This window comes from Arcticibacter sp. (assembly GCF_045629565.1).
In the GTDB taxonomy this organism is placed as follows: domain Bacteria; phylum Bacteroidota; class Bacteroidia; order Sphingobacteriales; family Sphingobacteriaceae; genus Arcticibacter.
This window is the reverse complement of the sequence record NZ_JAZQRL010000052.1, coordinates 16,819-43,569: the sequence shown is the minus strand read 5'-3', so window position 1 is coordinate 43,569 and position 26,751 is coordinate 16,819. Positions and strand designations below refer to the sequence as shown.

Sequence of the window (26,751 nt, the reverse complement as noted above, 5' to 3'; positions counted from 1 at the left end):
TTTAAGCTATTAGATATGAAGACATTATATATGAAAATTCTGTTTACAGTGAGTATAATCGCTGTATTATTGGGATGTGAAAAGCCTGATTACATTACCCCAAATGATCAGACGGATATATTAAAGGTTTATGCTTCGGTGGAGGATGAGCCTGCAAAAGAAACATTTAGCTCGAGAATTGTAGGAGATACAATTTTTCTGGATGTAGATTACTACTATCCTATCAATTCCGACAATGAAGTTGATCTGAGTAAATTACTTCTGTATGCTCAGATTCCACAAAATGCCAAAATAACTCCTGCGCTGCGGGGATTTACAGATTTGAGCAGTCCAATAAAGGTAAAGATAACAGGTGGAGGTGGGTCTGATAAGGAATACATTATCAAAGCAAATAAGCGAGGCAATACAGATGTACTGAGTGCAAAATTGGAATTTGATGATATCAATGGAGATGTCGTCGAATCTACGGCAATCATTATAGGGAATGATCTTAATTTTTCAGTCGTTCCAGGAACAATAATGCGTAATCCTCGTGTGACATATAGCTTGAATAGACATGCTCAAGGATCTTTTGTGAACGGTTCAACTGTCAATTTGGATCAACCTCTTACTTTCACAGTCACCTCTGTAGGAAACGCAAAAAAGGATTATACGATGAAAGTTGTAGAGGCTAAGAAATTGCCTAGGGGAATACGAGAGGGAAGTGCAAAGGTGATGTTTGCTAAGCGTATGAAAGGCGATTTAGGTATTACCACGGAAAATCTGGCTTCAGGTTTGGCACTGTCCGGGAAGTATCTGGTTGTTAATATTGCTGGTCAAAGGAGTATTTATCTGGATGCTTTGACAGGGCAAAAAGTTGGAGATGTAGATTTAAGTATCAGTGGAGTTCTCCATAACAATAATGTCACTTCCGATGATGCCGGCAATATCCTGGTATGTAATTACTCTTGGGGTGGTGGCGATGTGTTCAAAGTTTATAAGAAATCTTCTGTTTCTGGCGCTTTGGAGCCATTTATATCTGCCCCATTATTTAACTCGTTTGGTGAGAAAATATCAGTAGCCGGCGATATTACCAAAGATGCAATCATTACTTCTCCACTGGTCGGTATCGGCGAATCGAACTGGTTTGCGCGTTGGCAAGTGAAAAATGGCGTTGTGGTTTCGCAGGATCCGGAGGTTGTTAATCTGAGTCCGTCGTACAAGTGGAATTGGAGTAATGCAGATGTTATTCACACTTCATCGACAGATATTGCAGCATCTTATTACGTAACGGGATATTCTACTAATAGACTTGCAAAGATCAATGGATCAACGAACGGGCTGCTCGAACAGAATACTGCATTGGATCTCAACTTTATTTCCAATAGTGTTGACTATATGGAATTCAATAATGCCAAGTTTGTGACTTATAACTATGTCAATTCGCAGCCTTGGGGTTCTGCAGATCAGGTATTTCTATTGAATGCTGAGTCACCTTTGGTTGGAAACCCTTCCACCGGATCTTCTTTGGGATTAATATGGTCGCCGGCAGCGGGGCTTTATGGTGCAGCTGCAGCAGGTGGCTCATATAATAGCAGTGGAAAAGGCGATGTGATTATGGGGGTGTCAGAAAATGGATACTATATGTATTTGTATTTTATGTTCACCAACGGATATGTAGTAGGTGTGCAATTTGATTGCGTCGACCTGTAGATTGTGTAGTGTATTGACCATGATGTTCAAAGGGCTGATTCAGACCCTTTGAACTTAAATTAGAAGATTTATGAAGAAAGTATTTTGTTGCGCAGCGTTAGTCTTGATGGTTCTATTTTCCTGTAAGAAAGATCGTAGGGAACCTCCCACTGTTGGCACACCACCTATTGAAGAAGAACCGATTGAACCAACCCAGCCGGGTCGGGAGGTATTAACCTGGGTAGATGCCCAGTCGAATGTGTTTGGTACATATGGGAAATTTAGCAGTAAGACAGAGATTAGTTCCATCCTCGATAGATTGAAGGATTGTGGGGTAACTGGTCTGGTTATCGATGTCAAGCTGGGAACAGGTTATACCATGTATAATAGCGCCTATACCACGGAGCAGAAATCGATGGGAGGTAAAAATAAGCCCGACGATTATGTAGAGTTTTTGATTGCGGAAGCAAAGAAAAGACAGATGAAAGCCTATGTTTCACTGATGACATTCGTTGATGGGGAAGCTTCAATTGCTACCGGGTATGCATTCGATAATCCTGAATACAAGGAAAAAAATGAAAGCATCGTTGTAAAGGACGCAAGTGGAACTTTAGGAAGAATTTCTTCCATGGGACATTCGGTCTTTATGAATCCGGCTCAGCCTGAAGTACAACAAAGGGTCTTAAATCTCATCAAGGAAATCACCGAGAAGTTTGAGATCGATGGACTCATACTGGATTTCTGTCGCTATAGCGATATCAATTCAGACTTTTCCGATTTCTCCAAAAATCAGTTTATAAAGTTCATGAAGGACAAGTTCAACGATGCATCTGCTGCAAACATGAACTTTCCCCGGGATATCGTCAATACCTGGACAGTGTCATCCGGCCAGGTTGTGCCAAGTGTTACAGGAAAGTATTTCAAGCAATGGCTTTATTATAGAGCTTCAGTGATTCAGGACTTTGTAAAAAAGGCACGTGTTGCTGTTAAGTCTGTTAAGCCAGATGTAGCTTTTGGATCTTATGTGGGTGCATGGTATGGATCCTACCATTACGTTGGGGTAAACTGGGCTAGTAAAGATTACGATCCCTTTCAAGATTACAATTTAAGGATGGACTGGGCATATCCGGGATATGGTGAAACAGGCTATTTGGAAGAAGTAGATTTGCTAATGACTGGAAATTACTTTACACAGATAATGCTGAATGAAAATCCACTAACCGCCGGCATGAAGTATCATTGGTGGAGCATGGAAGGCTCTTTAAATGGGATAGACTATATAACCAAAAACAGAAGACCAATTTACGGTAGTATCGATTTGGGGAACGTCCCATATGCAAGTAAAGCTGAAATTTCGAGAGCTATTCAATACATATTGTCACGCACGTCCGGTGGTATAATGCTATTTGATGTGGTACATATGTATGGCCCACAATATAATTATCTAAAGGAGGAGCTATTTGACGCGGTAAAGACGGGGGTTCAAAACTAACTATGTCACCAGTGTTCCCGAAGTAAGAACTCAATCCAATTTAGATATATGATCACTCGTTGTGATGTCTACGAGGGCATCCGACCAGTGTGAACACGTCTAAAAACGTCGCGGGAACTCCCATGATTTTAACAAGTGAAATAAATATTATGAAAAAAATACTAATATCAATACTTGCCTTAACGGTACTGGTTTCATCATCGTCAGCACAAACACCAAAACACATCGTGCAGGCCCTGAAAAAAGGGAAGCCAGGACAAATTGTGCTTTTGAAAAACTTTTTAACTGAAGATCTGAAAAAGGTCAATTATGCTAAGAATGTAGCTCCGGGACCGCAATTTATTATATCTGATGACCCGGAATATATCCGCATTCCAGAGGCTATTGTCATGCAGGAAAATGTGCTTGCAGGCGCAGTAAGATTGTATGTTTACAATGTGAATGGCGTGCTGGAGCCACAAAAGATGCCTCGCAAGATCAATACTGTATTGAAAAACCTGGGCAAGGAAGACCTGCATCTACGGATGATGAAATATTCATCTCAAAAACCTTCTACCAATTACTTCCAGATTGGCAAGCAAGGTCTTGAAGATTTCTTCCGTTCTGATGTGGTTGGTGAGGTTCGAATTGTAAAACCTGGAGAGGTTGTACCGCTGGATCCACGATTAGAGAATCAAGTTGTTCTATATGATGAGCTTGTACATGGATTTTATGAGTTCGTAATTGATCAACCAGCACAACTGTCGGTTGTACAAACAAGTCCTGAAAAATCAACCGTTCAAGCTTTTGCAGATATAGATACCATCATACCGTTTAGTCATGTCAACGCAGGCCGGGGGATCTTTCCGTTTTCTAACTACAAGGTGGTGACCGATACTGTCGATACTAAAAACGGCGTTTCGCAGATTATTATGGCCGACGGAAAGGATGATCCTTGGATCACAGGAACTATTGGTGCTGATCAGCAGCCTGCTAAGAACGCCGGGAACTACGGGGTCTTATACGATACAAATATCAAATGGAAAAGCACGGATGGTAAGGCGATGGCTTTGGTTACCTGGAATAGTCGTTCTGATAATCAATGGTGTGGAGGCATGGGATTAACCATGGAGTTGTTCGATGCGAAAGGCAACAAGGCAGTACGCCAAATGCCATCAGAAAGGCTGGTTACGAAGTCTGCTCCGGAAGCTATTTTAATTGGTATTTACAAGCCAGATCCCAATAGGGAAATTCAGGAAATAAGACTCACCTATTCTCCTCCGGGAGCATCATGTCTGCCCACGCCACTTATCCTGATACCAATAGATTTATAATATAGAAAGTTAATTAGCAACGACTCGGATTATGGGGATGAATAAATTCAAGATTAATAGAGAAGATGTTTGCTGGAATTATCATTAGTAAGAACCACCTATGATATCAAATTGTAGAAGAAAATTAGGAGCTTTAATTGCTTCGACTGTGCTCACCTGGGGTACAACGGTTAACGCTCAACAGCATGCTGCTGTGGATAGCAATTACGTGTTTTCCGGATATACAGAACGATTGATGATGTTCAACCAGTTACCGGTGTTAAGAGGAGCTATTTTATTTATCGGAGATAGCCTTACTGAAGCAGGGCGTTGGAATGATATCATTCCAGATCTTCCGGTATTGAATCGGGGTATCAGTGGCGATATTTCATATGGTGTACTTGCTCGTCTTGAGGAAATCTTACGTCATCAACCGAAGAAGATATTCTTAATGATCGGTGTAAATGATCTGAAGAGAAACGTTCCTACTGCTTACATTGTTCGGAATTACGCACGGATTGTAGACCGTATTCAGAAGCATTCGCCAAAGACAAAGATCTATCTGAACAGCATTTTACCCATTAATGAAAGCAAGCTTATTGATGCTTTTAAATCTGTAAAAAATCAAGATGTAGCCGTTCTCAACAATGGCCTCAAGGAGCTTTCAATAGGGAAAAAGAATGTCCAGTTCATTGATTTGTATCCTGCGTTAACTGATCAAAAAGGTCAATTAAGGGAAGATATCACCCCGGACGGGATCCATTTAGAAGTAAGTGCGTATGTGCAACTTGTCGATTATTTAAAAAATATTAAAGCTTTATAACATGTGGAAAATTCGCTTCTTAGGGATATGTATGTTGTTCCTTGGACAAGTTCTTGCGCAGGAAAGTACACCTCTACCGGTAAATACATCTTACGAAAACTGGTATTACGCTTCCCGTGAGAAATTATACCAAAGTCTTTTAGATCGCCATTATGATGTTATATTCTTCGGCAACTCTATTACTGAACACGGTCCCTGGCAAGAACTTATTGGTAGAAGGTATAAAATCGGAAATCGCGGCATTGGCGGAGATAATACGTTTGGAATGAACGCTCGTATAGAGAACGTGGCGAAGCATCAGCCGAAGAAAATCTTCCTGATGATGGGCATCAATGATGTAGGTAGTAGTATACCGACCTCGATGATTATTGATAATTATAAAAAAGTTGTCGAAACGATTCAGCGGGTAAGTCCAAAGACTAGAATCTATATACAGAGCCCGTTGCCACTGAATGAGTCTGTCCTCCTTTATGATTATTTAAAAGGCAAGGAAGTATCAGTGAAGGCCCTGATTGCGGGAGCCAGAGAAATCGCTGAACGGTATAAGTTGACCTATGTAGACTTAAACGAGGTGTTGGCGGAAGACGATGTGTTGAAGAAGGAATTTACAACAGATGGTATACATATCAATATAGATGCATATAAAGTGTGGGTGACATATTTAAAACACAAACGATTCCTATAATGAAGAAGATGCGAACGTGGGAGCAGATTCAGCTACTAAAGAATGTTTGCAATAAGGCTAACACGCAGAGACAGGGAATACAAAGGATACAGTAGAATTCGTAATGAAAGATTTTGTAAATAAATATAAATCAGAATTAGTAAATAATGTCCTCCCATTTTGGGAGCGACATTCAATAGATCAAGAGCAAGGCGGATTCTTCACTTGTTTGGAGCGCGATGGGTCTGTTTTTGATACAGACAAGTTCATGTGGTTGCAGGGTCGTCAGATTTGGACGATGGCAACGATGTATGATAAACTAGAAGCGAAAGATCAATGGAAGAAGATTGCTGAGCATGGAGCAAGATTTATATTAGACAATGGTCGCGATGTAAATGGAGACTGGTACTTTTCATTGGATCGTTCGGGAAGACCTTTAGTTCAGCCGTATAATATATTTTCAGATTGCTTCGCCACTATGGGGTTGGGTGCTTTGTACAAAATCACCGGGACGGATGAATACGGACAAGTTGCCCTTCATACATTTAATCGTATTCTGGAACGGCAACAACATCCTAAAGGTGTATACAGTAAACTCATTCCCGGCACACGCGATTTGAAAGGGTTTTCATTACCTATGATTTTGAGCAATCTTTCCTTAGAGTTAGAACATATTGTGGGTACTCCAACAGTTGACGGTTTGATTGATCAAGTTATCTATGAAGTGATGGAAGTTTTCTATCAACCTGAGAGTGGATTGATAATGGAGAGCGTGCATTTGGATGGTTCGTTTTCTGATTCTTTTGATGGAAGATTAGTAAATCCAGGACATATCATTGAGGCCATGTGGTTTATGATGGATCTTGCGGATCGGCGTGGTGATGTCAATTTAATGAACAAGTGTATCACGATAGCCCTGCGTGCATTAGAATTTGGATGGGATGAGCAATACGGTGGAATTTTTTATTTTAAAGACATCCTGAATAGACCACCTCAACAATTAGAATGGGACCAAAAGCTGTGGTGGGTGCACTTAGAGGCTCTGGTTTGTATGGCCAAAGGATATCAATATACCGGTAACGAATCGTGCAAACTGTGGTTTGAAAAGTTGGACGCATATGCGTTTGAAAAATTTGCTGATCCGGAGTATGGCGAGTGGTTTGGCTATTTAAATCGCTTGGGGCAGCCGCTATTAACGTTGAAAGGTGGAAAATGGAAGGGATGTTTTCACGTGCCCCGTGCTTTGTTCAAAGTATATGAATCGCTGCAAAGTGTTTACAAGCTTCATGTAGCAACTTAATTATCTTCTAATCAGCCTGTCGGGCAAATCTTATGGTATTTATAATCAAAAAATTGAACATGAAAAGAATCTTAATTTTTCTATCATTCGCTACGCTAATATCGTCGTGTAGTATTTCTAAAAATCAGCTCCGAATGATAAGCAAAGAAGAAATGCAAGATAAAGTTGCTGGGGCTTGGGCTGCGAAAATGATTGGCGTAATGTATGGAAGAGAGATGGAATTTAAAGCTTTAGGTAAGACCTATGAAGATTCCATTCCATGGACGCCGACCATGGTGGAAAAGGCATTACTAGAGGATGATATTTATGGGCAACTTAGTTTTATGAGCAGTCTTGTAAAACATGGTAAAGGTGCAACAACTCAGTTAATAGCGCAAGATTTTGCAAATGCCAGTTTCCCTCTATGTCATGCTAATTTACAAGCACGTAAAAATATTTTCGACGGCCTGGTGCCTCCTCACACAGGAGCTCCAATTCATAATATGCATGCCGATGATATCGATTTTCAGATTGAATCCGATTTCATCGGTTTCATACATCCCGGGATGCCCCAATCCTCGAATGCTATGGCGGATAGTATCGGACGAATAATGGCATATGGAGATGGTTTGTATGGAGGAATGTTTGTCGCGGCAATGCATACCCTAGCCTTTTATGAAAAGGATATTCCTAAAATTGTCTCAGATGCATTGGACGCAATTCCGGCACAAAGTACTTACGCACAATGTATTAAAGATGTAATTGATTGCCACAAGAAATACCCGAACGATTGGTATAAAACTTGGGAGTTCATCGAAAACAAATGGGCGAAACATGATATTTGTGCACCATATCATAGCTTCAACATTGATGCAAAGTTGAATGGTGCATACATTGTTATTGGCCTCTTATATGGCAATAACGATTTACAGAAGACGATGGAAATAGCGATCAGATGTGGACAAGATACTGATTGTAATTCAGCGAATGCAGCTGCGGTAATAGGTTTAGTACATGGATATGAGAAGTTACCTGATGTTTTTAAATCCCACATCCCTCAGATCGCTGACCGCCATTTTTTACATACTCAATCTTCCTATAATACCGCAAAAATACAAACTATAGGATTTATTGAGGATAATATCATTCGACATGGGGGAAAAATTACAGAAGACAGCTATTATATCAAGACCCAAAAGCCAATCTTCCGGGGCAAACTTGAACAGTCATTTCCAAATACGGTGATGAGTTATGAAGTAAGAATGAAGGATCCTCAACACTGGACACTTCTAGGAACCTGGAAAGACTTTACATACGGCGATGGCGACCCTGATTTATATAAAGTGGCGCATTCGCCTAAAGATAGACTGACGATCGAATTTGAAGGATCGGGAATCTCCTTACTTGGAAGCTGGAATGTAGACGCAGGTATGGCTGACGTGTATATCGACGACAAATTCATCAGGCAAATTGACACATATTACCGAGAAGAGGCTGGTAAGTATGATGTTAATCGCGCGTATATATTTCACGAAACAAACTTGAAACCGGGAAAGCATAAACTTACATTAACGGTAGCAGAAAATAAAAATCCGCTTTCTAAGGGTCATAAGATTTACATCGAAAGAGCCATGGTGTATACAGAAAAGCAACATCAAAATAGGTAACGTTATCACTGCTCTTTCAAGAGATATTGATTTGAAGAAGGACTTAATCGTAGCTAATTTACTTAACTTTCTTTCTTGATACACTTGTATGCAGTTAACCTGCAACCACACCTTGACTTGAAAACGGGTGGAAAGTATGTCGCGATGTGATATCAGCTCTTTAGGGAAATGCCTTGACCGGTTTCCAACTATAGCCCCTACTGCATCGGAGGAGTGATTTTTGAACGCACTCCTCCGGTCTTATTTTTGATCTCTATTTTCCGCAGCATGCTCACCCATAGCCAGGTATTCCTTGCTTAAGGCTGTCCACGCTTCATCATTTTGGCGAGTCCATCTTTCATCGTTTTAATCTGATCAACATCATGTCCTTGCCAACCCGTTACTTCGCCCAGAACCTTAAACGGATGAGAAGACCGAAAAGATTTACTCGGGTTGCCCGGAAATTTTCTGTCTGTTAAATCTGGATCGTCCTCAATAGGCCCTGTCGGCTCAACTACGTAAATCTTTTCGGTCCCATCTCCGAAAGCGAGTTCTGCTCCCCAGATAGCAGCATCTAATGTTGCCGACAGATATATATATGTTGCGGTTTCCCTCTGGCCATAATTCGAGTCGCGGCCAGTCTCGATATAGTCTCCCATTTTTAGGTTTGCTTTGGTTCCGTGAAAGTAGGTTTGTGAGAATGGAGTTGCTTGGAATGCTCTTTGTTCTTTTGAGTTAGTTTTCATCGTTTACACTGCTTTAAAGAGCTAAAATATTCTGAAAAAAGCTTTTACGGTCAGGTTTTTAATTATATTTTTTTCAGCGAAATAAGCAGCAAATCAATACGTTATCCTTGCAACAAACTGCATCTTTGATTTCCTGCTCTTGGCATTCCTTCCGCTGAGTTAGTCCTTTGTATTCATTTCGTTATTACACGAGAAGGTTCTGGTTGTTATCTGCTCCTCCCTTCACTGAACTAGTAATTCTTCCTTTATGATCTTCGTTTAAGCAACGTTACGTGGTTCTTATGATCGGCTACACCCTGACTCGCTGAGCCCAGAACATTCTTTTATGGAGTTTGTACATTCAGCTGCTGCTATAAAAGCTCGAAATGACCAATCTTTCATATAAATTAGCCAAAACTAGTTAGCACGACTAAGACTGTCGCAAATATGGTAAATAAAGAAAACTCAAAAGAACGACCGCGGATGGAGAAATTATTGCGATCCATTCGCAACAATGCTTTTTCTCTTATAATGGGTACAGCCTTAATTGTTATGCTGGTTAACTCAGATGCGAAATCGTTTGTACTACGACAAATGATGTTAACGGGACTCTTCAATGCGAACATCGATGAAAAAGATGCCTCTGAGAAATCGGTTGGAACTAAGATTGATTTTAACTTTGAAGACGAAAACGGAACTGTTCAAAATACTACTTCCTTGAGAAATAAAGTAGTGTTTATTAATTTCTGGGCATCTTGGTGTCCTCCTTGCCGGGCAGAGTTTCCCTCTATAGAAACGCTGTATCTAACATTCAAAGATAACCCTGAGGTTTTCTTTTTAGTCATTAATATGGATAGCAAACTTTCCACCGCAAAGGCGTATCTGAACAAGGAACAATATTCAATTCCTTTATATACATCCCATGGTGGGGTACCGAAGGAAATTTTTTCAGGAGCTTTACCTACAACAATTGTACTAGACAAAGACGGTAAAATCAGGTTTCATCATACCGGTTTTGCCAATTACTCTGGAGATGGCTTTCTGAGACAAATCGGTGAATTGATCAAAGAGTAACTAAATGGGTAGTGAACTTAAAGCAATAGTTACCTCGTTTGATGGGAACTGCTCTACTTATTCATTATATTTAATCTTAAATGAAGAAAATTGGGTTTTTATCGTTTGGACATTGGTCCAATCATCCTTCTTATAAGACGCGCACAGCGGGCGATACCTTACTTCAGTCCATAGACCTGGCTGTTGCAGCTGAGGAACTTGGTTTAGATGGTGCTTATTTTCGCGTGCATCATTTTGCTGCTCAATTGGCGTCACCATTTCCATTGCTTTCGGCCGTTGGCGCGAAAACGAGCAAAATAGAGATCGGAACTGGTGTAATCGATATGCGGTATGAAAACCCAATGTATATGGTAGAAGATGCCGGCGCTGCCGACCTGATCTCGGGTGGGCGATTGCAATTGGGTATTAGCAGAGGCTCGCCAGAGCAAGTTATTGATGGCTGGCGCTACTTCGGCTACGAACCGCAAGAAGGGGAAAGTGATGCTGATATGGGAAGAAGAAAGGCTTTGGACTTTTTGGATAAACTAAAGGGTGTGGGATTTGCTAAGCCTAACCCATATCCAATGTTTCCAAACCCACCAGGATTGTTGCGACTGGAGCCATATTCGGAAGGACTACGTAACCGTATTTGGTGGGGAGCTGCATCTAATGCGACAGCTGTATGGGCCGCCGAAAACGGAATGCACTTGCAGAGCTCTACGCTGAAGTACGATGAGAGCGGCAAGCCGTTTCATGTGCAACAGGCAGAACAAATCAGATTGTTTAGAGATGCCTGGAAAAAAGCCGGACATCAACACGAACCGCGGGTTTCTGTGAGCCGCTCTATTTTTGCATTGGTGAGTGATCAGGACCGGTACTACTTCGGACATGAAGCGAGTCGCAACGACAAGTTTGGTTATATCGATAGTGATAAGCGGGCGATCTTCGGCAAGGGTTACGCAGCAGAGCCGGATCAGCTTATTGACGAATTAGCCAAAGATGAAGCTATTCAGGAAGCGGATACACTGTTATTGACTATACCGAACACATTGGGCGTTGAATATAATGTGCATGTGTTATCTGCGATTCTTGAGCATGTGGCTCCCGGCTTAGGGTGGCGGTAGGGGTTTTGAAGCTGTGTTGGCAATGCAATTGATCTCCGCTTGATCCGAGAATGTGTAGTTCTGCAATTATTTAAAAAAAGGAGCTAAAAGATCTTAAGGAAATCAAAACATGCTTTCTCTTGTTAGAAAATCAATACTTCAATTTTAGCTGTACTGAATGAATAATTTGATTTCCTACTTCGAACGTCTTCCTGATTTTATTTCCAACTTCTTGGTTCTGTTCCTAGCAATCATTGCCGGTCTGGTTATCAGATTTATTCTGAATAAGAGTGTCTGGCTGTATTACAGGCGTAGCAAAAGCTTCACTTTTCAGCAAATCATTAAGCACCTGCATACTCCTGTCGGTTTCCTTCTTCCGCTGATCATGGTCAATGCCACCCTTCCGATAATGAGAATGAGCAAGGATTCTTTGGCAGTGGTTGATAAGATTGTCGAGATTGGCCTTGTTCTCGCATTTGCAGCGGTGATTATCTATTCGATCAAGATTCTTGAATCGGTGGTATTCCATATATACGACATCAATCAGTCAAATAATCTGAAAGCAAGAAGGATCCGGACACAGATGCAGTTCATTCGGCAACTACTCGTATCTATCATTGTGGTTTTAACGATTGCTGCAATACTCATGAGTTTTGAAAATATGCGCAAGCTGGGGGCCGGATTATTGGGCGGGGTGGCTATAGGCGCCACTATTTTGGGATTCGCCGCACAGCAGTCTCTCGGCAACTTACTTGCTGGCTTTCAGATTGCCTTTACACAACCTATACGCATCGATGACGTCCTTGTTGTGGAGGGCGAATGGGGGAGAGTCGAGGAAATCACGCTGACTTATGTGGTGCTGAGGATCTGGGATCAAAGGAGACTGATTCTTCCGATCAGTTACTTTATTCAGAAGCCTTTTCAGAACTGGACACGCAATTCTTCAGATATTCTCGGTACAGCGTTTTTTTATCTCGATTACAGGGTCCCTGTAGAAAAGGTTCGCGAAGAACTCACCCGTTTACTACACTTGTCTCCGCTATGGGATAAAAAGGTGAATGTTTTGCAGGTAACTGACACCAAGGAAAGGAGCATTGAGATACGGGCGCTAATGAGCGCCAGGAATTCCGGAGAGGCATTCGATCTTCGGTGTTACATTAGGGAGAATTTAATCAAATTCATTGAGAATAACTATCCGGAGAGCTTGCCGCGTACGAGAGCGGAGATCGACCAGGCCGTTGTAGTAACATAGTACAAATGATTTCTAACTATTTAGATTTACTGTTTGTTAAAGAGGTTACAGGTGGCCTGCTATCATACTGCCCTGCAAGATGCCAGTTTCCGTTACTTTAGTCGAAGTCAAAAATATAGTAGCTCCTGGAGAAACAGTTTTCATGACAATCAATATTTATACTTAAATTCATACGAACATTCTATTAGAAATAAGAACCGTTATTTCTGCATATCAATTATCAGGAAAACATCGCTACTCTCAGATTATAGTCATATCAACATGATGGAGTACCAGGCAAAATCAACCAATGCTAAATCTTTTCAACTGATGAAAAGTGATGAACTAGTTGCCTATTTAAACTACAAAAACTGGTTTAAGTTTAATGCTGAAATAGTATTCGTAAATCGATCTGTTTATCAGATAGAACCGAAAGGTTTTTGGGAAACAAAAGTTGAACTGCGAGATGGAGAGAATGTACTTCTCAATTTTCAGATGAATTGGAAGGGCGAAATAATTATTCAGGCTTTTGTTGAAGACCTCGAGCAAAGATGTTTTTTTAGGCACAGGGGCTTTTTCAAGGAGTCATTTGAACTTACTAACCAGGAGAGGACAGAACTCTTAGTTATGAAGCCACAACTAAAATGGAAGAAAATGAATTATGAATATCAAATAAGCACATCTGATGCCTTTGAAGCCTTACCGTCTAAAGAAATTCTATTGATGAGTTCATTGCACTGTGCGAACTGTTATATGTACATGGCGACGGCTGAATAGTTTTAGGGAGGTTAGCAGCATGAACCCTGTTCAAAAAACAATACTATTTTCTCTCCGATATGCCGGCAGGGTTTATCCCATACAGGTCATGCCTAATCAATACTACAGCTTAATGACCCTGATTGCAGATCAGTTGGCCATTCCTGGCTTTGGCTTATGCTGCGGAATGGGTAGCTGCGCCACCTGTTTGGTGCAAATCACTGATCCCTATAACAAACAAAGTAATATTGTGCTGTCTTGCGACATTCGCGTAAATGACAGTCTTGCTAACGTCGAAATTATCATTTCAGATACTAGGTTCTAAAACTCCGTTAAATCTTCTTTCCCGGTGCGTAGCGGGCTTTTCCCGACAAAAGTCCTATCGTTTTAGACAATTATACTATTTCAGCTTACTCTAATCAATTAATATTGTGACAGATATCGCAATGGTTCAAAAGATTTAAACAAGTTTTGACGAAGACTGATCTGAATAACTAACCTAAATTAATTAATCAATCATAATACCTAAGGTTCAACTATGGACACAAAACGCAAATCAATATTGCTGGGGGTGGTCTTTGTAATTTCTGCCGGAATGGGATTACAAAAGGTGTCTGGCAAGTTAAAGTACAAAATGGACAGTGCTGTGCAAAGGGACACCGCAAGAAGTATAGCATCATACTTCAGCCCGGCGACCACATCAAAGAAAGCTCCTGACGCAGAAGGTTTCATCCAGCGCTGGTTACTGCTGGAGCCGATAAATAAACCTAACCGGAGTAACACGGTATTTACCGATAGCTACTTAAGGGCAGCTTTTGCTGAGAAGTACTTCCCAAATCAATTGACTGTCCTGCCAAAAAATGGCGATAAGGTTAAGGTTGGGGATCAGGAGCTCAAATGGCATGCTCTGGATAGCAAAAATTTCAACGTAAAGCTGTTTCGCTTTGCGTACGGGCTGGAAAAAGAGATATATGGAGTGCTTTTCTGGGCGGTGACCATTGTAGACAGCCCCATGGAAATGAAGGATGTGAGATTGGCCGTCGGATCGAATTCAGCATCTATGTGGTGGCTAAACGGGGAGGAAGCCCTGCTTCTATCAGGAGACAGACGTATGGTAATGGATGATGGTGTTTCGAAACGGTTGACGCTTAATAAAGGAAGAAATATTATTCGCGGAGCCATAATTAATGGCCCCGGAATGAGTGATTTCTGCGTTCGTATCCTCAATGAAAATGGAACGCCGGTAAAAGATATCACTATTACTCAAAAATAGACAATCATCCTAATTACTTCTCAATATAGCGAACCGGAATCACCATGATCAAAGGAACTAACAGAACTGGCGCAATAGCCATATTAACATGCTTTTTAACCAGCACAGCAGTAGCACAAGTAGGAAAACCATTTATTCATGATCCGTCGACGATTGCAGAGTGTGATGGTAAGTACTATACCTTCGGTACCGGGTCTGGCGGATTAATATCGAAAGATGGCTGGACATGGGACAAAGGCGGTGTACGACCAGGCGGCGGAGCCGCTCCTGATGTTTTGAAAATAGGTGACCGCTACCTGGTCGCCTATGGTGCAACAGGAGGAGGTTTAGGTGGTGGACACAATGGCAGGATACTGACTATGTGGAACCAAACTCTCGATCCGGAGTCTCCTGACTTCAAATACACGGAAGCTGTTGTTGTGGCATCTTCTGATGGAACGGAAGATTGCGACGCTATTGACCCCGGACTTCTTCTCGATCCCACAGACGGCCGTTTATGGTTATCATACGGTACATACTTTGGGTTTATCCGTCTCGTAGAACTCGACCCCAAGACCGGCAAACGGGTTGAGGGGAATGAAGCCATCAATATAGCCATTGATTGTGAGGCCACAACGTTGATGTTCGAGGATGGCTGGTATTATCTTCTTGGAACGCACGGAACGTGCTGCGATGGACCGAATTCGACTTATAATATTGTCGTGGGGCGCTCGCGTAAAGTAACAGGTCCTTATCTGGATAATATGGGAAGAGACATGCTGAAAGGTGGCGGTAAAATGGTTATTTCGGCTGGGGGAAGAGTAAATGGACCGGGACACTTCGGGCGCATGGTTCTCGGTGATGGGGTTGAAAAGATGTCCTGCCATTTTGAAGCAGACCTGGATCAAAGTGGTCGCAGCGTATTGGGGATTCGTCCACTGCTCTGGAAAAACGGATGGCCGATTGCCGGCGACTTGTTCAAGGAAGGAACTTATGAGATTGAATCAGAGAGAAGGGGCTATGCATTGGAGCTGGCAGTGGATTTTACAAGAATGCCAGGCGCAATGCGCGGATTTAACCGCGATAACAACGAGCCTATAAAGCCTGTTCCCTCTCAACAATTGGCAGACGTTATCAAATTGTGGCCTACAGGAAATATCGATGTCAGAATAGGTGATTACATGTTCCGACCCCATCAAAAATGGACAATTACAGCAGTTCCTGCAGCGGGCGGCTATTTGGGCGGTTCATATTTTAAAATTGTGATAGAAGGAACCGACCGGGCATTAGCAGCAACGGCAGATGCAGAGGTTATAGCAGTTCCGAAATTTACCGGCGCACAAGAACAACTGTGGCGGATTGATCAACTAACTGATGGAACTTACAGGATAATGCCGAAAGTGGTTCCTGGTTTAAATAAGAACCTGGCTTTAGTGTCTGCCGGAGATAGCACTCCTACACTCGGCGAGTTTGATATGAAGAGTGATAATTCAAAATGGAACTTTAAAGCTCATTAAGCTTTTTTAAAGAAAGGCACAGGTTCGATCTTACTTGCGCTTTTCTTTATTATTGATATTATCCTATCTTTAGATACAGTATTCGAAGTCATATTAATTGACTCAGCCTTATTTAGATGACGGGAAAAAAGACATTTTCAGATAAGACCTGTATCTTGTCTCGGGTTAATAATGTCGTATATTCCGAAAATGTGTATGAAATATATCTTGGTCCTGTCGGTCTTCTTTAATGTCGGTCTTTTGCACGGCCAGAACGCCGGTGAGGAAAAAATGAAATGGTTCAATCCGGCACAGCAAAATTCTCAGGTACTGGAAGGTCAGGCCTGGCCAGCTGAAGTGAAAAACTTCTATGATCGTTTTCCGGCGAAGGCAGAGAAGTCGGTTAGGAAGGCGGTCTGGCAATTATCGCGCAATGCAGCAGGGATGAAGCTCAGGTTTAGAACTGATGCAAGAAGTATTACAGTACGTTACAAGGTAGAGAACAAGACTTATGCTATGAATCACTTTCCGGCAACTGGTGTAAGTGGGATAGATTTATACGCACTGAATAGAGATGGAAGCTGGGCTTGGGCAACCGGTAAATACAAGTTCGAAGATACCATTTCGTATCGATACCAAAATCTGGATCTGGACAGTGAAAACTACCCTCAGGGCAGAGAATTTCATCTGTATCTACCCTTGTACAATAATGTGAGCTGGATGGAAATTGGAGTTCCTAAAAACAACTCGTTGGAGATGCTTCAGGCTCGAAAAGAAAAGCCGATCGTAGTGTATGGAACCTCCATTGCTCAGGGAGGATGCGCGTCTCGCCCCGGTATGGCATGGACAGCAATTTTGGAAAGAAACCTCCACATGCCTCTCGTCAACCTGGGATTTTCGGGTAATGGGCGGTTGGAAAAAGAAGTTGCCGATCTGCTTGTCGAAATTGATGCCCGGATATTTATATTAGATTGCCTGCCCAACTTAGAGGGTTTTCAGTCTTTAGAAGTCGAAGACCGCATCCTGGCAACGGTAAGAGCAATAAGAAAAAAAGATCAGCTGGTGCCGATTGTACTTACCCAGCACTCAGGCTTTATAGAAAACCGGCTTGACTCTTCTACGCGTCAGTCTTTGAAGAGGATTAATAGTGTTTCTGTAGCGGCTTTTCGAAAATTGCGTGCCGAGGGAGTCAGAAATATACATATGCTTACTTATGATAAAGTGACGATGGGGGTAGATGGAACTGTTGATGGTGCTCATCCGTCAGATCTTGGAATGACTCGCTATGCAAAAGCTTATGAGAAGCTCATCAAATCAATATTAAAATAACCTGACACTGTATCCTCTTAGCTTGTTAGAAATTAATCCCATTTCAAATATTAATCTGAAGTCCGTCTTGGTCCTTGAAGGCACAAGCATACATGTCCTAAAAGCTTTCAGGGAAACTGAATACCACCCTTCCGGCATCCCTTACCTTTAATGCCCTATTATTAACTTCAAACTCCGTTTAAGCTGAGATGGTGAAAATGATTTCGTTCCCCTTGCTCAAGTCAGCCAGTTCTCCTTTCATCACTTTTTTCAATGTGCCGTCCTGCAAAAAAGTGTATTACAAACGCATCATTACCGAACAAAAAGCTGCAAGCTCGCTGCTCTCCTGCCCATGCATTTTTCTTCAAGCCCAGTCTGGTATAAAACGCTTTAGTTCATTCAAAACCTTTAACGCCCAAATTCGCCCAAGTCTGGACCTTCATGGGTCTGTTTTTATGGTTTAATAGTCTTGGTTCCGCTGGTATATTGTCTTGTTAATGAGTCTGATTGTTGAAATTATTAACCTAAATTTATAAAAAATCAACATGAAAAAAATCGTCTTATCACTAATTCTCGCGTTAATTACGGCCCTTTCATTTAGCCAGGAAAGTAGTACTTACAAATCATCATTGAAGAAGATGATCCAGGTTTCCGGATCAGAATTAGCCTATAGTGGGATTGTAAATCAAATGATATCGATGTTTAAACAACAGCAGTCAAATGTGCCTGTAGAATTCTGGGATGAGTTTGCTGCCGAAATGAACAAAGATGCGGTAGGGCAGCTTGTCGACATGCTGACACCTATATATCAGAAGCACTTAACTGAGGCGGACCTGCAAAGCGTGATCTCTTTTTATGAAACGCCCGCTGGCAGGAAGTTCGCTGAAAAAACTCCCCTGATCACTCAGGAGTCGATGCTTGCAGGCCAGGAGTGGGGTAAGCAAATAGGCGAAAGAGTGATGGAAAAACTTCGAGCTAAGGGATACATAAATAAATAAACTTCAAATATCGAATGCTATGGGAAAGCTAATCATGTGGAATATCATCACACTAGATGGTTACTTTGAAGGAACGAAAAGCTGGGACCTTCCTTTTCATGAAACGGTGTGGGGGCCAGAGTTAGAGCGTCTGTCTATCGAGCAGCTAAATTCGGCAGACTACCTGGTGTTTGGACGCGTGACTTTTGAAGGAATGGCTGCCTATTGGAAGGAAGCTGAAGGTGAGATCGCCGAGCTGATGAACAGAATGCCTAAGATAGTCTGCTCGCGGACACTCCAATCACCGAATTGGAATAATTCAACCTTAATTAACGAGAATGTAGTAGCAGAACTTACCCGATTAAAGTCTGTCGGAGATAAAGATATATATGTATTTGGCAGTGCCAATCTCTCCGAAACTCTGATGAGAGAAGACCTCTTTGATGAATATAGAATTGGAATAGCGCCCACTCTTTTAGGAAGTGGAAAACGTCTGTTCCCTGAGCTAGAAAGCGCAAAGAAGCTGTCTCTCATTTCTTCGCAACCTTTAACCAATGGAGGTGTTATTCTAAGGTACATACCTGAGAAGTAGGAGAAGCAAGAGACCATCTACATAAGAGGGTCTCTTGCTATGAATGTTTCGCTGGTGCAGGCTGACATTCTACATGAACAGCATTTTAAGGCTTATCCCAGAACAGGCGTGTCATAAGATTATCGGTACCAAAACTGGCAACCGCCGCCTGGTAACTTTCACTGTTTCTTGCAGACTCTTCGTTCGGGTAAGCGAAACGTCTGGCAAATCCACCTTGCAAGTTGTTGTTGTAATTGTTTGGTGTCAGTGCAGGATATCCGCTTCTCCGGAAATTCGCAAATGATTCTGCTCCATTTCCAAAAGAGGCAATCCAATATTGCGTGTTGATGCGTTCCAGTGCGTTATCAGCACTGTAAGCAACAGCTGGCTGATTCAGGTAACTATCCTGGGTGCTCACAGGAATTGCCGGGCTGGGCACTGTTGGATATAGTGAATATTCTTCCATAGACGCTTTGACGCCGGCATTATAATATTCTCCGGCTGTCGAAGCTCCCGCTGGAAGCCAACCGCGAAATGCAGCTTCTGCCAACAGGAGCTTAGTCTGCGCATTTGTAACGAAGAATATTGGAGCGGTAGCGCTTCCGAAAACCCTTAAGTTTATCTGCGAATAGTTTTGGCCTGTACCTGCGGTTCCTCTGTATCCTGGCGCATTCTTTACACTTGTTTGATCATAACCTATCGGGAAGCCGAATTGATTCGCCATTGTCGTGTCAGGAGTTTGCGCCAGAGCCTCGTTCGGGGCCGCATACTTTCCGGAGATATATTTAAGCCGCGGATCGTTTGATGATTTTAACCTGTTTACAAATGGTTCCGCCAGATAGAAATAATACAGGTTTCCGGTTCTTATCACCGCGTTAAGGGGGTTGTTGTAGGTGGCATTGTACTGAACCAGCACATTATCAGTATTTGATGACATTACACCGCCACTGAAGGCTTCCTGAACTATTGAAGCAGCCTTCGTTGGATCTAGCTTTGAATATCTCATTCCTAGACGAAGAAGGAGGGAATTGCCGACCTTTTTCCATTTGTCTACCTGAATAGCAGCGGATCCGGAGGTGCCAAAGAAGAGTTCTTCCTTTACCTGATCTTTATCAGGAGACAGGGCAACGGTTGCTGACTTGATTTCATTATAGAGGTCTTCATAAATAACTTCGTCTTTGTCATACTTCGGGTAGTAAAGACCACCTATGTAGGCTTTACCTGCTTCACTGTAAGGTACATCGCCGTAAGTATCCACCAGGGTCATGAAAATGTACGCTCTCCATATTCTCATCTGGTTATACAGATTGCTGCGTGCCGGGTCGTCTTTAACTAACTCGATAGCCTGTTGCAGGAACTTAACAGGGCCCGGATAGTTATCATTCCAGCGTGGTACATTAAAAATGTTGGCATCCTCATTGAAATTGAAACCTGTCGTAGCGCCAAGGTTGTATGCGTTAACAAATTGTTGAACAATTGTTTGTTCTGATTCATAAAAGCCGCCACTGGTAAGTCGCTGAGCGTTGGCAAATAGCAGTGCCGGATTGATGTCCGTAAGCGCATACGGATTGGTATTTACCTCTTCAAAATCTTTGTCGCAACCGGACAAACAGAATGCAATTAGCAAGGTATGTATATAATATTTTAATCTGTTCATGATGCCAATCTTAGAATTTCACATTTAGGTTTAGTCCGTAGGTCCGGGTAGTTGGTAGGGTCGTTTGTTCATAACCGATTCTGTTGTCACCTGATGATGCGAACGCTTCAGGATCAAGATCGTCTATGTATTTTTTTATAATCAGGACGTTCCTACAGGAAGCGGCTAATGTCAACCCTTTAACAAATTTCCACCTTGTTCCAATCATGTTAGAAAAGTCATAAGCCAGAGTAATATTTCTTAGCTTGATGAAGTCTGATTTGTAAATAAAGGGATCTGCTATCTGCAGGTTGCGGTAATCAGTATAGAATGTTTGAGGATCTACTGCCACAGTGTTCGGAGTACCATCTTCCCTTACACCAGGAAATATCACACCACCTTCACGGCCAACCAGGGAAGCCTTTGTATGTCCCTGTCTTAATCCATTGAGCGCTGTAGACGAAAGGATTTTCCCGCCAAACTTGTAGTCGATATGCACTAACATGGTCAGGTTTTTGTATCGGAATGAGTTATTCCATCCTCCTGTATATTTCGGGGTTCCTGTTCCAAAAAGAACATCGCTGTCATTGGCCAAAAGACGACCGTTAGATCCGACAACAATATTTCCATTCTCATCCCTTAAATAGGTTCGGGCGGCAAGCTGGTTCAACGGTTTACCCACTTCATACACGAGTGAGCCGATAAATTCGTTTCCTCCGAACTGGGAAACGATCTGTCGGTTTACGCCCGGTGCAAGTGACAATACTTTCGAATTATTTAATGCGGTATTAAAGGAGCTATTCCATTTAAAGTTTTGTGTCGTTACGGGTAGTAAATCAAGCAGCACTTCCACACCGCGATTTTCTAAAGAACCAAGATTTAGTGGAGTACCGGTATATCCGGAGGCATTGGAGATAGGCACTATAATGATTTGGTCACTTGTTTGTTTATCATAGACGGCGATATCTAAGTTTACTCTGCTGTTAAACGTCTTCAGTTCCAGTCCAATCTCCTTTTCACTTACACCGAAAGGCTTAATTAAAGGATTCGGACTGTTCACATTACGAATGGTTCCTAAGCTTATCGCATTGAAGGGATTCGCTTCAACTCCATAGGCAAGGCGGTTTGAGTATGCGCCGATTCCGTTTGCGCTGCCGACATCGGCATATGTGGCTCTCAACTTACCATAGTTAAGCCAGGACGATCCTTTGAACAACTCAGAGAAAATGAAACTACCGCTAATAGATGGATACAAGTAAGAATTATTATCGGGATCCAAAACCGAAAACCAGTCTTGTCTCGCTGTTACGTTCAAATACAGGAGGTTTTTATAGCCGATATCCGCAAAGGCATAAAGCGAATTGACTTGTTCTTTGTAGATACCGAAGGTCTGATCCTTTGTTATGCCGTTTTCAATTGAGTAGAGACCTAATACAGTAAAATCAGTTACATTTTGTGTTACGTTTTTATTGGTGATAGTAAATCGGTTTCCACCTATGCTGGCATCGACGCTAAAGTTCCCAAACTCATGGTTAACGCCCAGCAGGAAATCCATATTCATTTGCTTTTCGGTACTGTTGTTGACGGCATAAGCGCCATTGTATCCGGCACCGGTGCCATTAAAAGGTGTCGAACTGCCCATTCCGGTTGGCGTATTTCGCTCGAAGAAAGGGGTTGCGTAGTCCATGTTCACCCTTCCCTGGAGATAAAGCCAGTTGAAGAAATCATACCTAACGGTGGTTGTACCCAGGAACCGGTCACGGTTGCTACGAATGAACTGTCTGGGCATTAAAAAATAGGGGTTGATCAATGTAGTTTGAAATCCTGATGTCTGCCGTTCGGTAATGCCGTTGTCTGCCAGAGCTTTTTCTTTTAGTACATCCAGGGATATGGAATTAGCCATCCTGTGGAGGAAGTTAGGGGCGCCCATGCCTTGGATACCTACTTCTGGTGGGTTTTCGTTTCTCTCGTTAGTATAGTTGATATTAACCTGAACAGATAGCTTCTCTGTGACGTTTTGATTTACGCCAAGATTAAATATTTTTTTATGGTAGTCGTTGTTTGGCGAAATGCCTTTTACGTCTTGATTGGAAAATGACGTTCTATAGCTTCCTGTTGCATTACCACCTGATAGGGCGATAGTATTGATGAATGACGTACCTGTTCTGTAAAAGTTGGTTATCCTGTGCTTCTGAGGAAGATAAGGTCTGAGTTCTCCGTCAAATTGTACAGTTGGCACACCGTCATATTTTTCTCCCCAACCAAATTGTCCGGTGCTTATTGCTGCCCCTTGATTTGCTGGACGCACACCTGCCTGTCCTTGGCCATACTCATATTGATAATCGCTAAAGTCAAGTACCTCATCAGACGCAAAGTTGGAAGTTACTTCTACCCCAAACTGGGCGTTTTTCTTGCCCGTCTTAGTCGTGATGATGATCGCACCATTAGCTGCTCTGGAACCGTAAAGGGCCGCCGCTGTAGCACCCTTCAGTACGGTCATGGTTTCTACATCGTCCGGGTTGATCTGTTGCATATTGTCTCCCAGATCGAGACCGTTGTTTCCATCGGCTCCACGTGCACCCTGATCCATTGGCAAGCCGTTTATTACAATTAAGGGGGAATTGTTTGCGCCTGAAAAAGCAGCTTGTCCTCTTAACCGGATCCTGTTTCCTCCGCCTGCACCCGATGATGGTGGCGCAATCTCAAGGCCTGCTATCTTGCCTTCCAGAGACGTCATGACATTCGTCGTACGATTTTGTTGAATCTCCTGCAGCTTTACAGTTTCTGCAGCGTAACCCAGCTTTCTTGAGTCCTTTTTTATACCCAGGGCGGTCACTACTACTTCGCTTAAATCCTGCGAATCTTCGTTTAGTACTACATCGATTACCGTTCTCCTGTTAACAGGAATTTCGGTTCTTTTGAAACCTACCATGTTAAAAATAAGGATTGCGTCAGGAGCGGTTTGAATACTGTACCTACCCGTGGCGCTCGTACTCGTCCCGGTGTTCGTATTCTTTACCATTACTGACACGCCGATCAGTGTTTCGCCCTTCTGGTCTTTTACTGTGCCCGTAACAGTTTGTCCTTGAGCTGCATAAGATGCCAGTAAGAAAATTAATAGAGACAATAGGTGTCTACCCCGCAAGTTGCGGTAAATGCACAAAAGTTTTGCAGCCATAATTCGGAAGAAAGGTTAGTTTTAGTTTATAGTCTGTTGTCCTATTAGTAAAAGTATAGCCTTAACCTATGTGATACTTCCAAATATTTTCAGCGGTGAATGTTATACAAAGAACTTGTCTCTTTATGATCCATTCTCTTGCTGAAGTGCGGATATTGCTTGAAATTCATCTGCTAATTTTACGCTGAGCCGCTCAAACACCCTAAAATATTGATTATATGTTTTATGATTTTGTTTATTTGGCTTGTAGTCTACGGGTAATGTGACAGATTTTGCGGCCTCATCTATGTTTTTATAGATTCCCATATTAATGGCACTTAATAAAAATGCTCCTTTTCCCACACTGTTACGTTCACTTATAATCCCGACCGGTTTATTAAAGATATCCGAGATCATTTGCGCGCAAAAAGGGATAGTGGCGAAGCTTCCGTTCAGCGAGAGGGAGTCGATGGTGCGATGCGCCTCCATCGACTGCCCAATATTATAAATGCCGTACAGTATTCCTTCTATGGTGGCCCTAACCAGATGCTTCCGCTCATGACGGATGTTGAGTCCGAAGTATACGCCCCTGGCGTTGGCATCCCAGATCGGAGCCCGCTCCCCCAGCAGATAAGGCAAAAATATAGCACCGTTGGAACCTGCGGGAACTTCGGTTGCTTCTTCAATCAAACCCTCCGCAGCAAGATCCATGTTAAAGCCGGTTTTTGAATCACCGAACTGACTGTTGAACCAGTCAAAAATCAAACCCCCATTGTTTGTGGGTCCGCCAGAGATTATGTGTTGGCTGGTAAGTACGTAATTAAATAACCGCTGTTTCTCGTCGTGAATGGGTTTATCACTGACCACCCGAAGGGCTCCACTGTCCTCAACAGTAATAGTGGCTTTATTGCCGTCCCAGATACCGGCACCGAGCGTGGCCATACACCCGTCGCTGGAGCCTACTATAATCCGCGTGCCTATATCTAATTTCAAGGTGTTCAGATACTCCCTCCTCAATTTAAGATCTGAAAAGAATACTTCACAAAGCGCTGGCAGCCTGTCGCTGTTAATGCCTGCATAATCAAGGGATTTCTGCTCCCATTGCAGATCGTGTATATTAAAAAGCCCTGTCGCTGAGGCAATACTCTGATCGATAATATATTCACCTGTCAGTTGTTGTATAATATAACTTTTAATGGAAAGGAATTTCCATGTTTTTTTAAACCTGTCAGGCAAATTGTTCCGGATCCAGGCAATCTTTACCAGCGGTGACATAGGATGTATGGGGGTGCCGGTGAGGCTGTAGATCTCTCTGCCCAGGGCAGAGTTCTTTAGATCAGTAGCCTCTTTTTTTCCGCGGTTGTCGGCCCAGGTGATAGCATTCCCGATGGGTATCCCTTTCTTATCAACTGCCAGTAAGCTGTGCATTGAAGCGGAAAAACAGATACTATCTACCCGGTATTTCTGAGGGTGAATTTTCTCTATCAAAAGGTTCTTTAACACAAAGAGCATCGTGATGAACATCTGTTCAGGATCTTGCTCGCTATAGTCTTGCTCGTCGTGAAATGTGGGATAATGGCCCTTGGATGAACCGATCAAGGTGCCGTCGATCTTAAATGCGAAAATTCTCACCGCATTCGTGCCCATTTCTATAGTGATAATGCAATTCATATTAATCAGATAAGTTCTTTTTACGAAATTGACTAGGGGTATACCCAGTCAGCTTCTTAAAGGTGGTTGCAAAGTGCTGAGATGAATAGAATCCCGTACTTAAAGCTATTTCAGTTACATTGGCGTCGCATTTCTTCAACTGTTTTATCGCCTCTGAAATTCGAATATTTATCAGATAGTTAAGCGGTGAAAATCCAGAATAGTTTTTGACTTTCTCCGTAAAAGTAGTCGTTCCCATATCGGCTATCGCAGCCATTTCCTCCACCGTCCATTGGTGACTCAGGTCTCGGCGCAATGCATGGTCAAGCTTAAGAAAAATTTGAGGAAAGTCTCGGGTAGACGTGCTCTGCTTCATGATGTTGCGCGTGAACTGGATAAAGAGTTCTGCTAACATGGCGTTGATTCGCGTGTAATGGCCAATCTCCCGGTTCATCAGTTCAACATAAATGGCGTTGAAGAGAGTTCCCGCATCCCTGAACTTCATGATGGAACGACCTGGTTTGATGTTGAGTATACGCCAGATACTCTGAATGTCGGGATGCGTTAGTCCGCTCCATTGACCTATCGTTGGCTTGTTAGAACTGTTTGTAACTTTGATTTTTAACCAGCATAGTGTGCCTACATTCAGGATACGTTCCTGTCCTGTAAGTTTCTGCCTTGGAAGGACAAGCAATACGTCACCCGGATAAAGCGTATGGTTCTGTTCTTGCACCTGCCACTCAAATTTCCCTTCAATGATATAATAAACCCGTACCAGATCGGGGGCTTCCTGGTAAAATTCATCTAATTGCAAGGTGTTGATCCGCTTTAGTGCAAATTCAATCATATGCGGAAAGCGTTCAAGCTCCCTTGAGGTCCCTTGCTGTAGTATAAATTGGTTCATTTAGGTATGTAGGGGTTGCTCCGGATAGTTTGTTTAACTACAAGTTTACATAATTACTCCAGTTG

21 protein-coding genes are annotated in these 26,751 nt (G+C 42.4%); 16 read left to right on the top strand and 5 right to left on the bottom strand.

Translation table 11 applies throughout. The features are described from left to right. Window positions 1-15: 15 nt before the first annotated feature. From ACKI5J_RS07075 to ACKI5J_RS07045, 7 genes are all read left to right on the top strand, one after another. A complete protein-coding gene (locus ACKI5J_RS07075) occupies window positions 16-1,692 on the top strand; it encodes a DUF5018 domain-containing protein (protein ID WP_407427941.1) in 1,677 nt (558 codons plus the stop codon). A gap of 70 nt (window positions 1,693-1,762) precedes the next feature. Then, on the top strand, window positions 1,763-3,163 hold the full coding sequence (locus ACKI5J_RS07070) for a family 10 glycosylhydrolase (protein WP_407427939.1): 1,401 nt from the start codon (window positions 1,763-1,765) through the stop codon (window positions 3,161-3,163). A 149-nt stretch (window positions 3,164-3,312) separates the two neighbouring features. Then, complete coding sequence (locus ACKI5J_RS07065) at window positions 3,313-4,476, top strand: copper amine oxidase (protein WP_407427937.1); 1,164 nt, start codon at window positions 3,313-3,315, stop codon at window positions 4,474-4,476. Window positions 4,477-4,576: 100 nt separating this feature from the next. Then, window positions 4,577-5,278 carry a GDSL-type esterase/lipase family protein gene (locus ACKI5J_RS07060; RefSeq protein WP_407427935.1) on the top strand — a complete coding sequence of 234 codons (702 nt, stop codon included), beginning with the start codon at window positions 4,577-4,579 and terminating at the stop codon, window positions 5,276-5,278. 1 nt (window position 5,279) lies between these two features. Next, window positions 5,280-5,963: a GDSL-type esterase/lipase family protein gene (locus tag ACKI5J_RS07055; protein WP_407427933.1), complete on the top strand. Its 684-nt coding sequence runs from the start codon at window positions 5,280-5,282 to the stop codon at window positions 5,961-5,963. Window positions 5,964-6,066: 103 nt separating this feature from the next. Then, entirely contained in the window at window positions 6,067-7,242 is a 1,176-nt protein-coding gene (locus ACKI5J_RS07050; RefSeq protein ID WP_407427931.1) for an AGE family epimerase/isomerase, read from the top strand. Between the two features lie 134 nt (window positions 7,243-7,376). Next, complete coding sequence (locus ACKI5J_RS07045; protein ID WP_407427930.1) at window positions 7,377-8,888, top strand: ADP-ribosylglycohydrolase family protein; 1,512 nt, start codon at window positions 7,377-7,379, stop codon at window positions 8,886-8,888. A gap of 296 nt (window positions 8,889-9,184) precedes the next feature. Here ACKI5J_RS07045 and arr read toward each other — a convergent pair whose 3' ends face one another. Further along, window positions 9,185-9,613: an NAD(+)--rifampin ADP-ribosyltransferase gene (arr, locus tag ACKI5J_RS07040; RefSeq protein ID WP_407427928.1), complete on the bottom strand. Its 429-nt coding sequence runs from the start codon at window positions 9,611-9,613 to the stop codon at window positions 9,185-9,187. Between the two features lie 426 nt (window positions 9,614-10,039). On the opposite strand from arr, the gene ACKI5J_RS07035 reads away from it, so the two are divergent. The 9 genes from ACKI5J_RS07035 to ACKI5J_RS06995 all read left to right on the top strand — a co-directional run bounded on the left by ACKI5J_RS07035 (window position 10,040) and on the right by ACKI5J_RS06995 (window position 19,360). After that, on the top strand, window positions 10,040-10,666 hold the full coding sequence (locus ACKI5J_RS07035; protein WP_407427926.1) for a TlpA family protein disulfide reductase: 627 nt from the start codon (window positions 10,040-10,042) through the stop codon (window positions 10,664-10,666). A gap of 80 nt (window positions 10,667-10,746) precedes the next feature. Continuing rightward, window positions 10,747-11,769 (top strand): LLM class flavin-dependent oxidoreductase, encoded by a 1,023-nt coding sequence (locus ACKI5J_RS07030; RefSeq protein ID WP_407427924.1) that lies wholly within the window; start codon window positions 10,747-10,749, stop codon window positions 11,767-11,769. A gap of 157 nt (window positions 11,770-11,926) precedes the next feature. After that, window positions 11,927-13,000, top strand: a complete 1,074-nt coding sequence (locus tag ACKI5J_RS07025; RefSeq protein ID WP_407427922.1) for a mechanosensitive ion channel family protein — start codon at window positions 11,927-11,929, stop codon at window positions 12,998-13,000. Window positions 13,001-13,261: 261 nt separating this feature from the next. Further along, on the top strand, window positions 13,262-13,756 hold the full coding sequence (locus ACKI5J_RS07020; RefSeq protein ID WP_407427920.1) for a hypothetical protein: 495 nt from the start codon (window positions 13,262-13,264) through the stop codon (window positions 13,754-13,756). A gap of 517 nt (window positions 13,757-14,273) precedes the next feature. After that, window positions 14,274-15,008 (top strand): hypothetical protein, encoded by a 735-nt coding sequence (locus ACKI5J_RS07015; protein ID WP_407427918.1) that lies wholly within the window; start codon window positions 14,274-14,276, stop codon window positions 15,006-15,008. A gap of 44 nt (window positions 15,009-15,052) precedes the next feature. Further along, complete coding sequence (locus ACKI5J_RS07010; protein WP_407427916.1) at window positions 15,053-16,504, top strand: family 43 glycosylhydrolase; 1,452 nt, start codon at window positions 15,053-15,055, stop codon at window positions 16,502-16,504. Between the two features lie 195 nt (window positions 16,505-16,699). Continuing rightward, window positions 16,700-17,812 (top strand): SGNH/GDSL hydrolase family protein, encoded by a 1,113-nt coding sequence (locus tag ACKI5J_RS07005; RefSeq protein WP_407427914.1) that lies wholly within the window; start codon window positions 16,700-16,702, stop codon window positions 17,810-17,812. Between the two features lie 524 nt (window positions 17,813-18,336). Further along, window positions 18,337-18,789 carry a DUF2059 domain-containing protein gene (locus tag ACKI5J_RS07000; protein WP_407427912.1) on the top strand — a complete coding sequence of 151 codons (453 nt, stop codon included), beginning with the start codon at window positions 18,337-18,339 and terminating at the stop codon, window positions 18,787-18,789. Between the two features lie 19 nt (window positions 18,790-18,808). Next, on the top strand, window positions 18,809-19,360 hold the full coding sequence (locus ACKI5J_RS06995; RefSeq protein WP_407427910.1) for a dihydrofolate reductase family protein: 552 nt from the start codon (window positions 18,809-18,811) through the stop codon (window positions 19,358-19,360). Between the two features lie 85 nt (window positions 19,361-19,445). Here ACKI5J_RS06995 and ACKI5J_RS06990 read toward each other — a convergent pair whose 3' ends face one another. From ACKI5J_RS06990 to ACKI5J_RS06975, 4 genes are all read right to left on the bottom strand, one after another. Then, on the bottom strand, window positions 19,446-20,996 hold the full coding sequence (locus ACKI5J_RS06990; protein ID WP_407427908.1) for a SusD/RagB family nutrient-binding outer membrane lipoprotein: 1,551 nt from the start codon (window positions 20,994-20,996) through the stop codon (window positions 19,446-19,448). A 10-nt stretch (window positions 20,997-21,006) separates the two neighbouring features. Next, on the bottom strand, window positions 21,007-24,153 hold the full coding sequence (locus tag ACKI5J_RS06985) for a SusC/RagA family TonB-linked outer membrane protein (RefSeq protein WP_407427906.1): 3,147 nt from the start codon (window positions 24,151-24,153) through the stop codon (window positions 21,007-21,009). Window positions 24,154-24,276: 123 nt separating this feature from the next. Further along, complete coding sequence (locus ACKI5J_RS06980; RefSeq protein ID WP_407427904.1) at window positions 24,277-25,803, bottom strand: gluconokinase; 1,527 nt, start codon at window positions 25,801-25,803, stop codon at window positions 24,277-24,279. A gap of 1 nt (window position 25,804) precedes the next feature. Beyond that, window positions 25,805-26,686, bottom strand: coding sequence for a helix-turn-helix domain-containing protein (locus tag ACKI5J_RS06975; RefSeq protein ID WP_407427902.1), 882 nt, complete (start codon window positions 26,684-26,686; stop codon window positions 25,805-25,807). Window positions 26,687-26,751 lie beyond the last annotated feature (65 nt).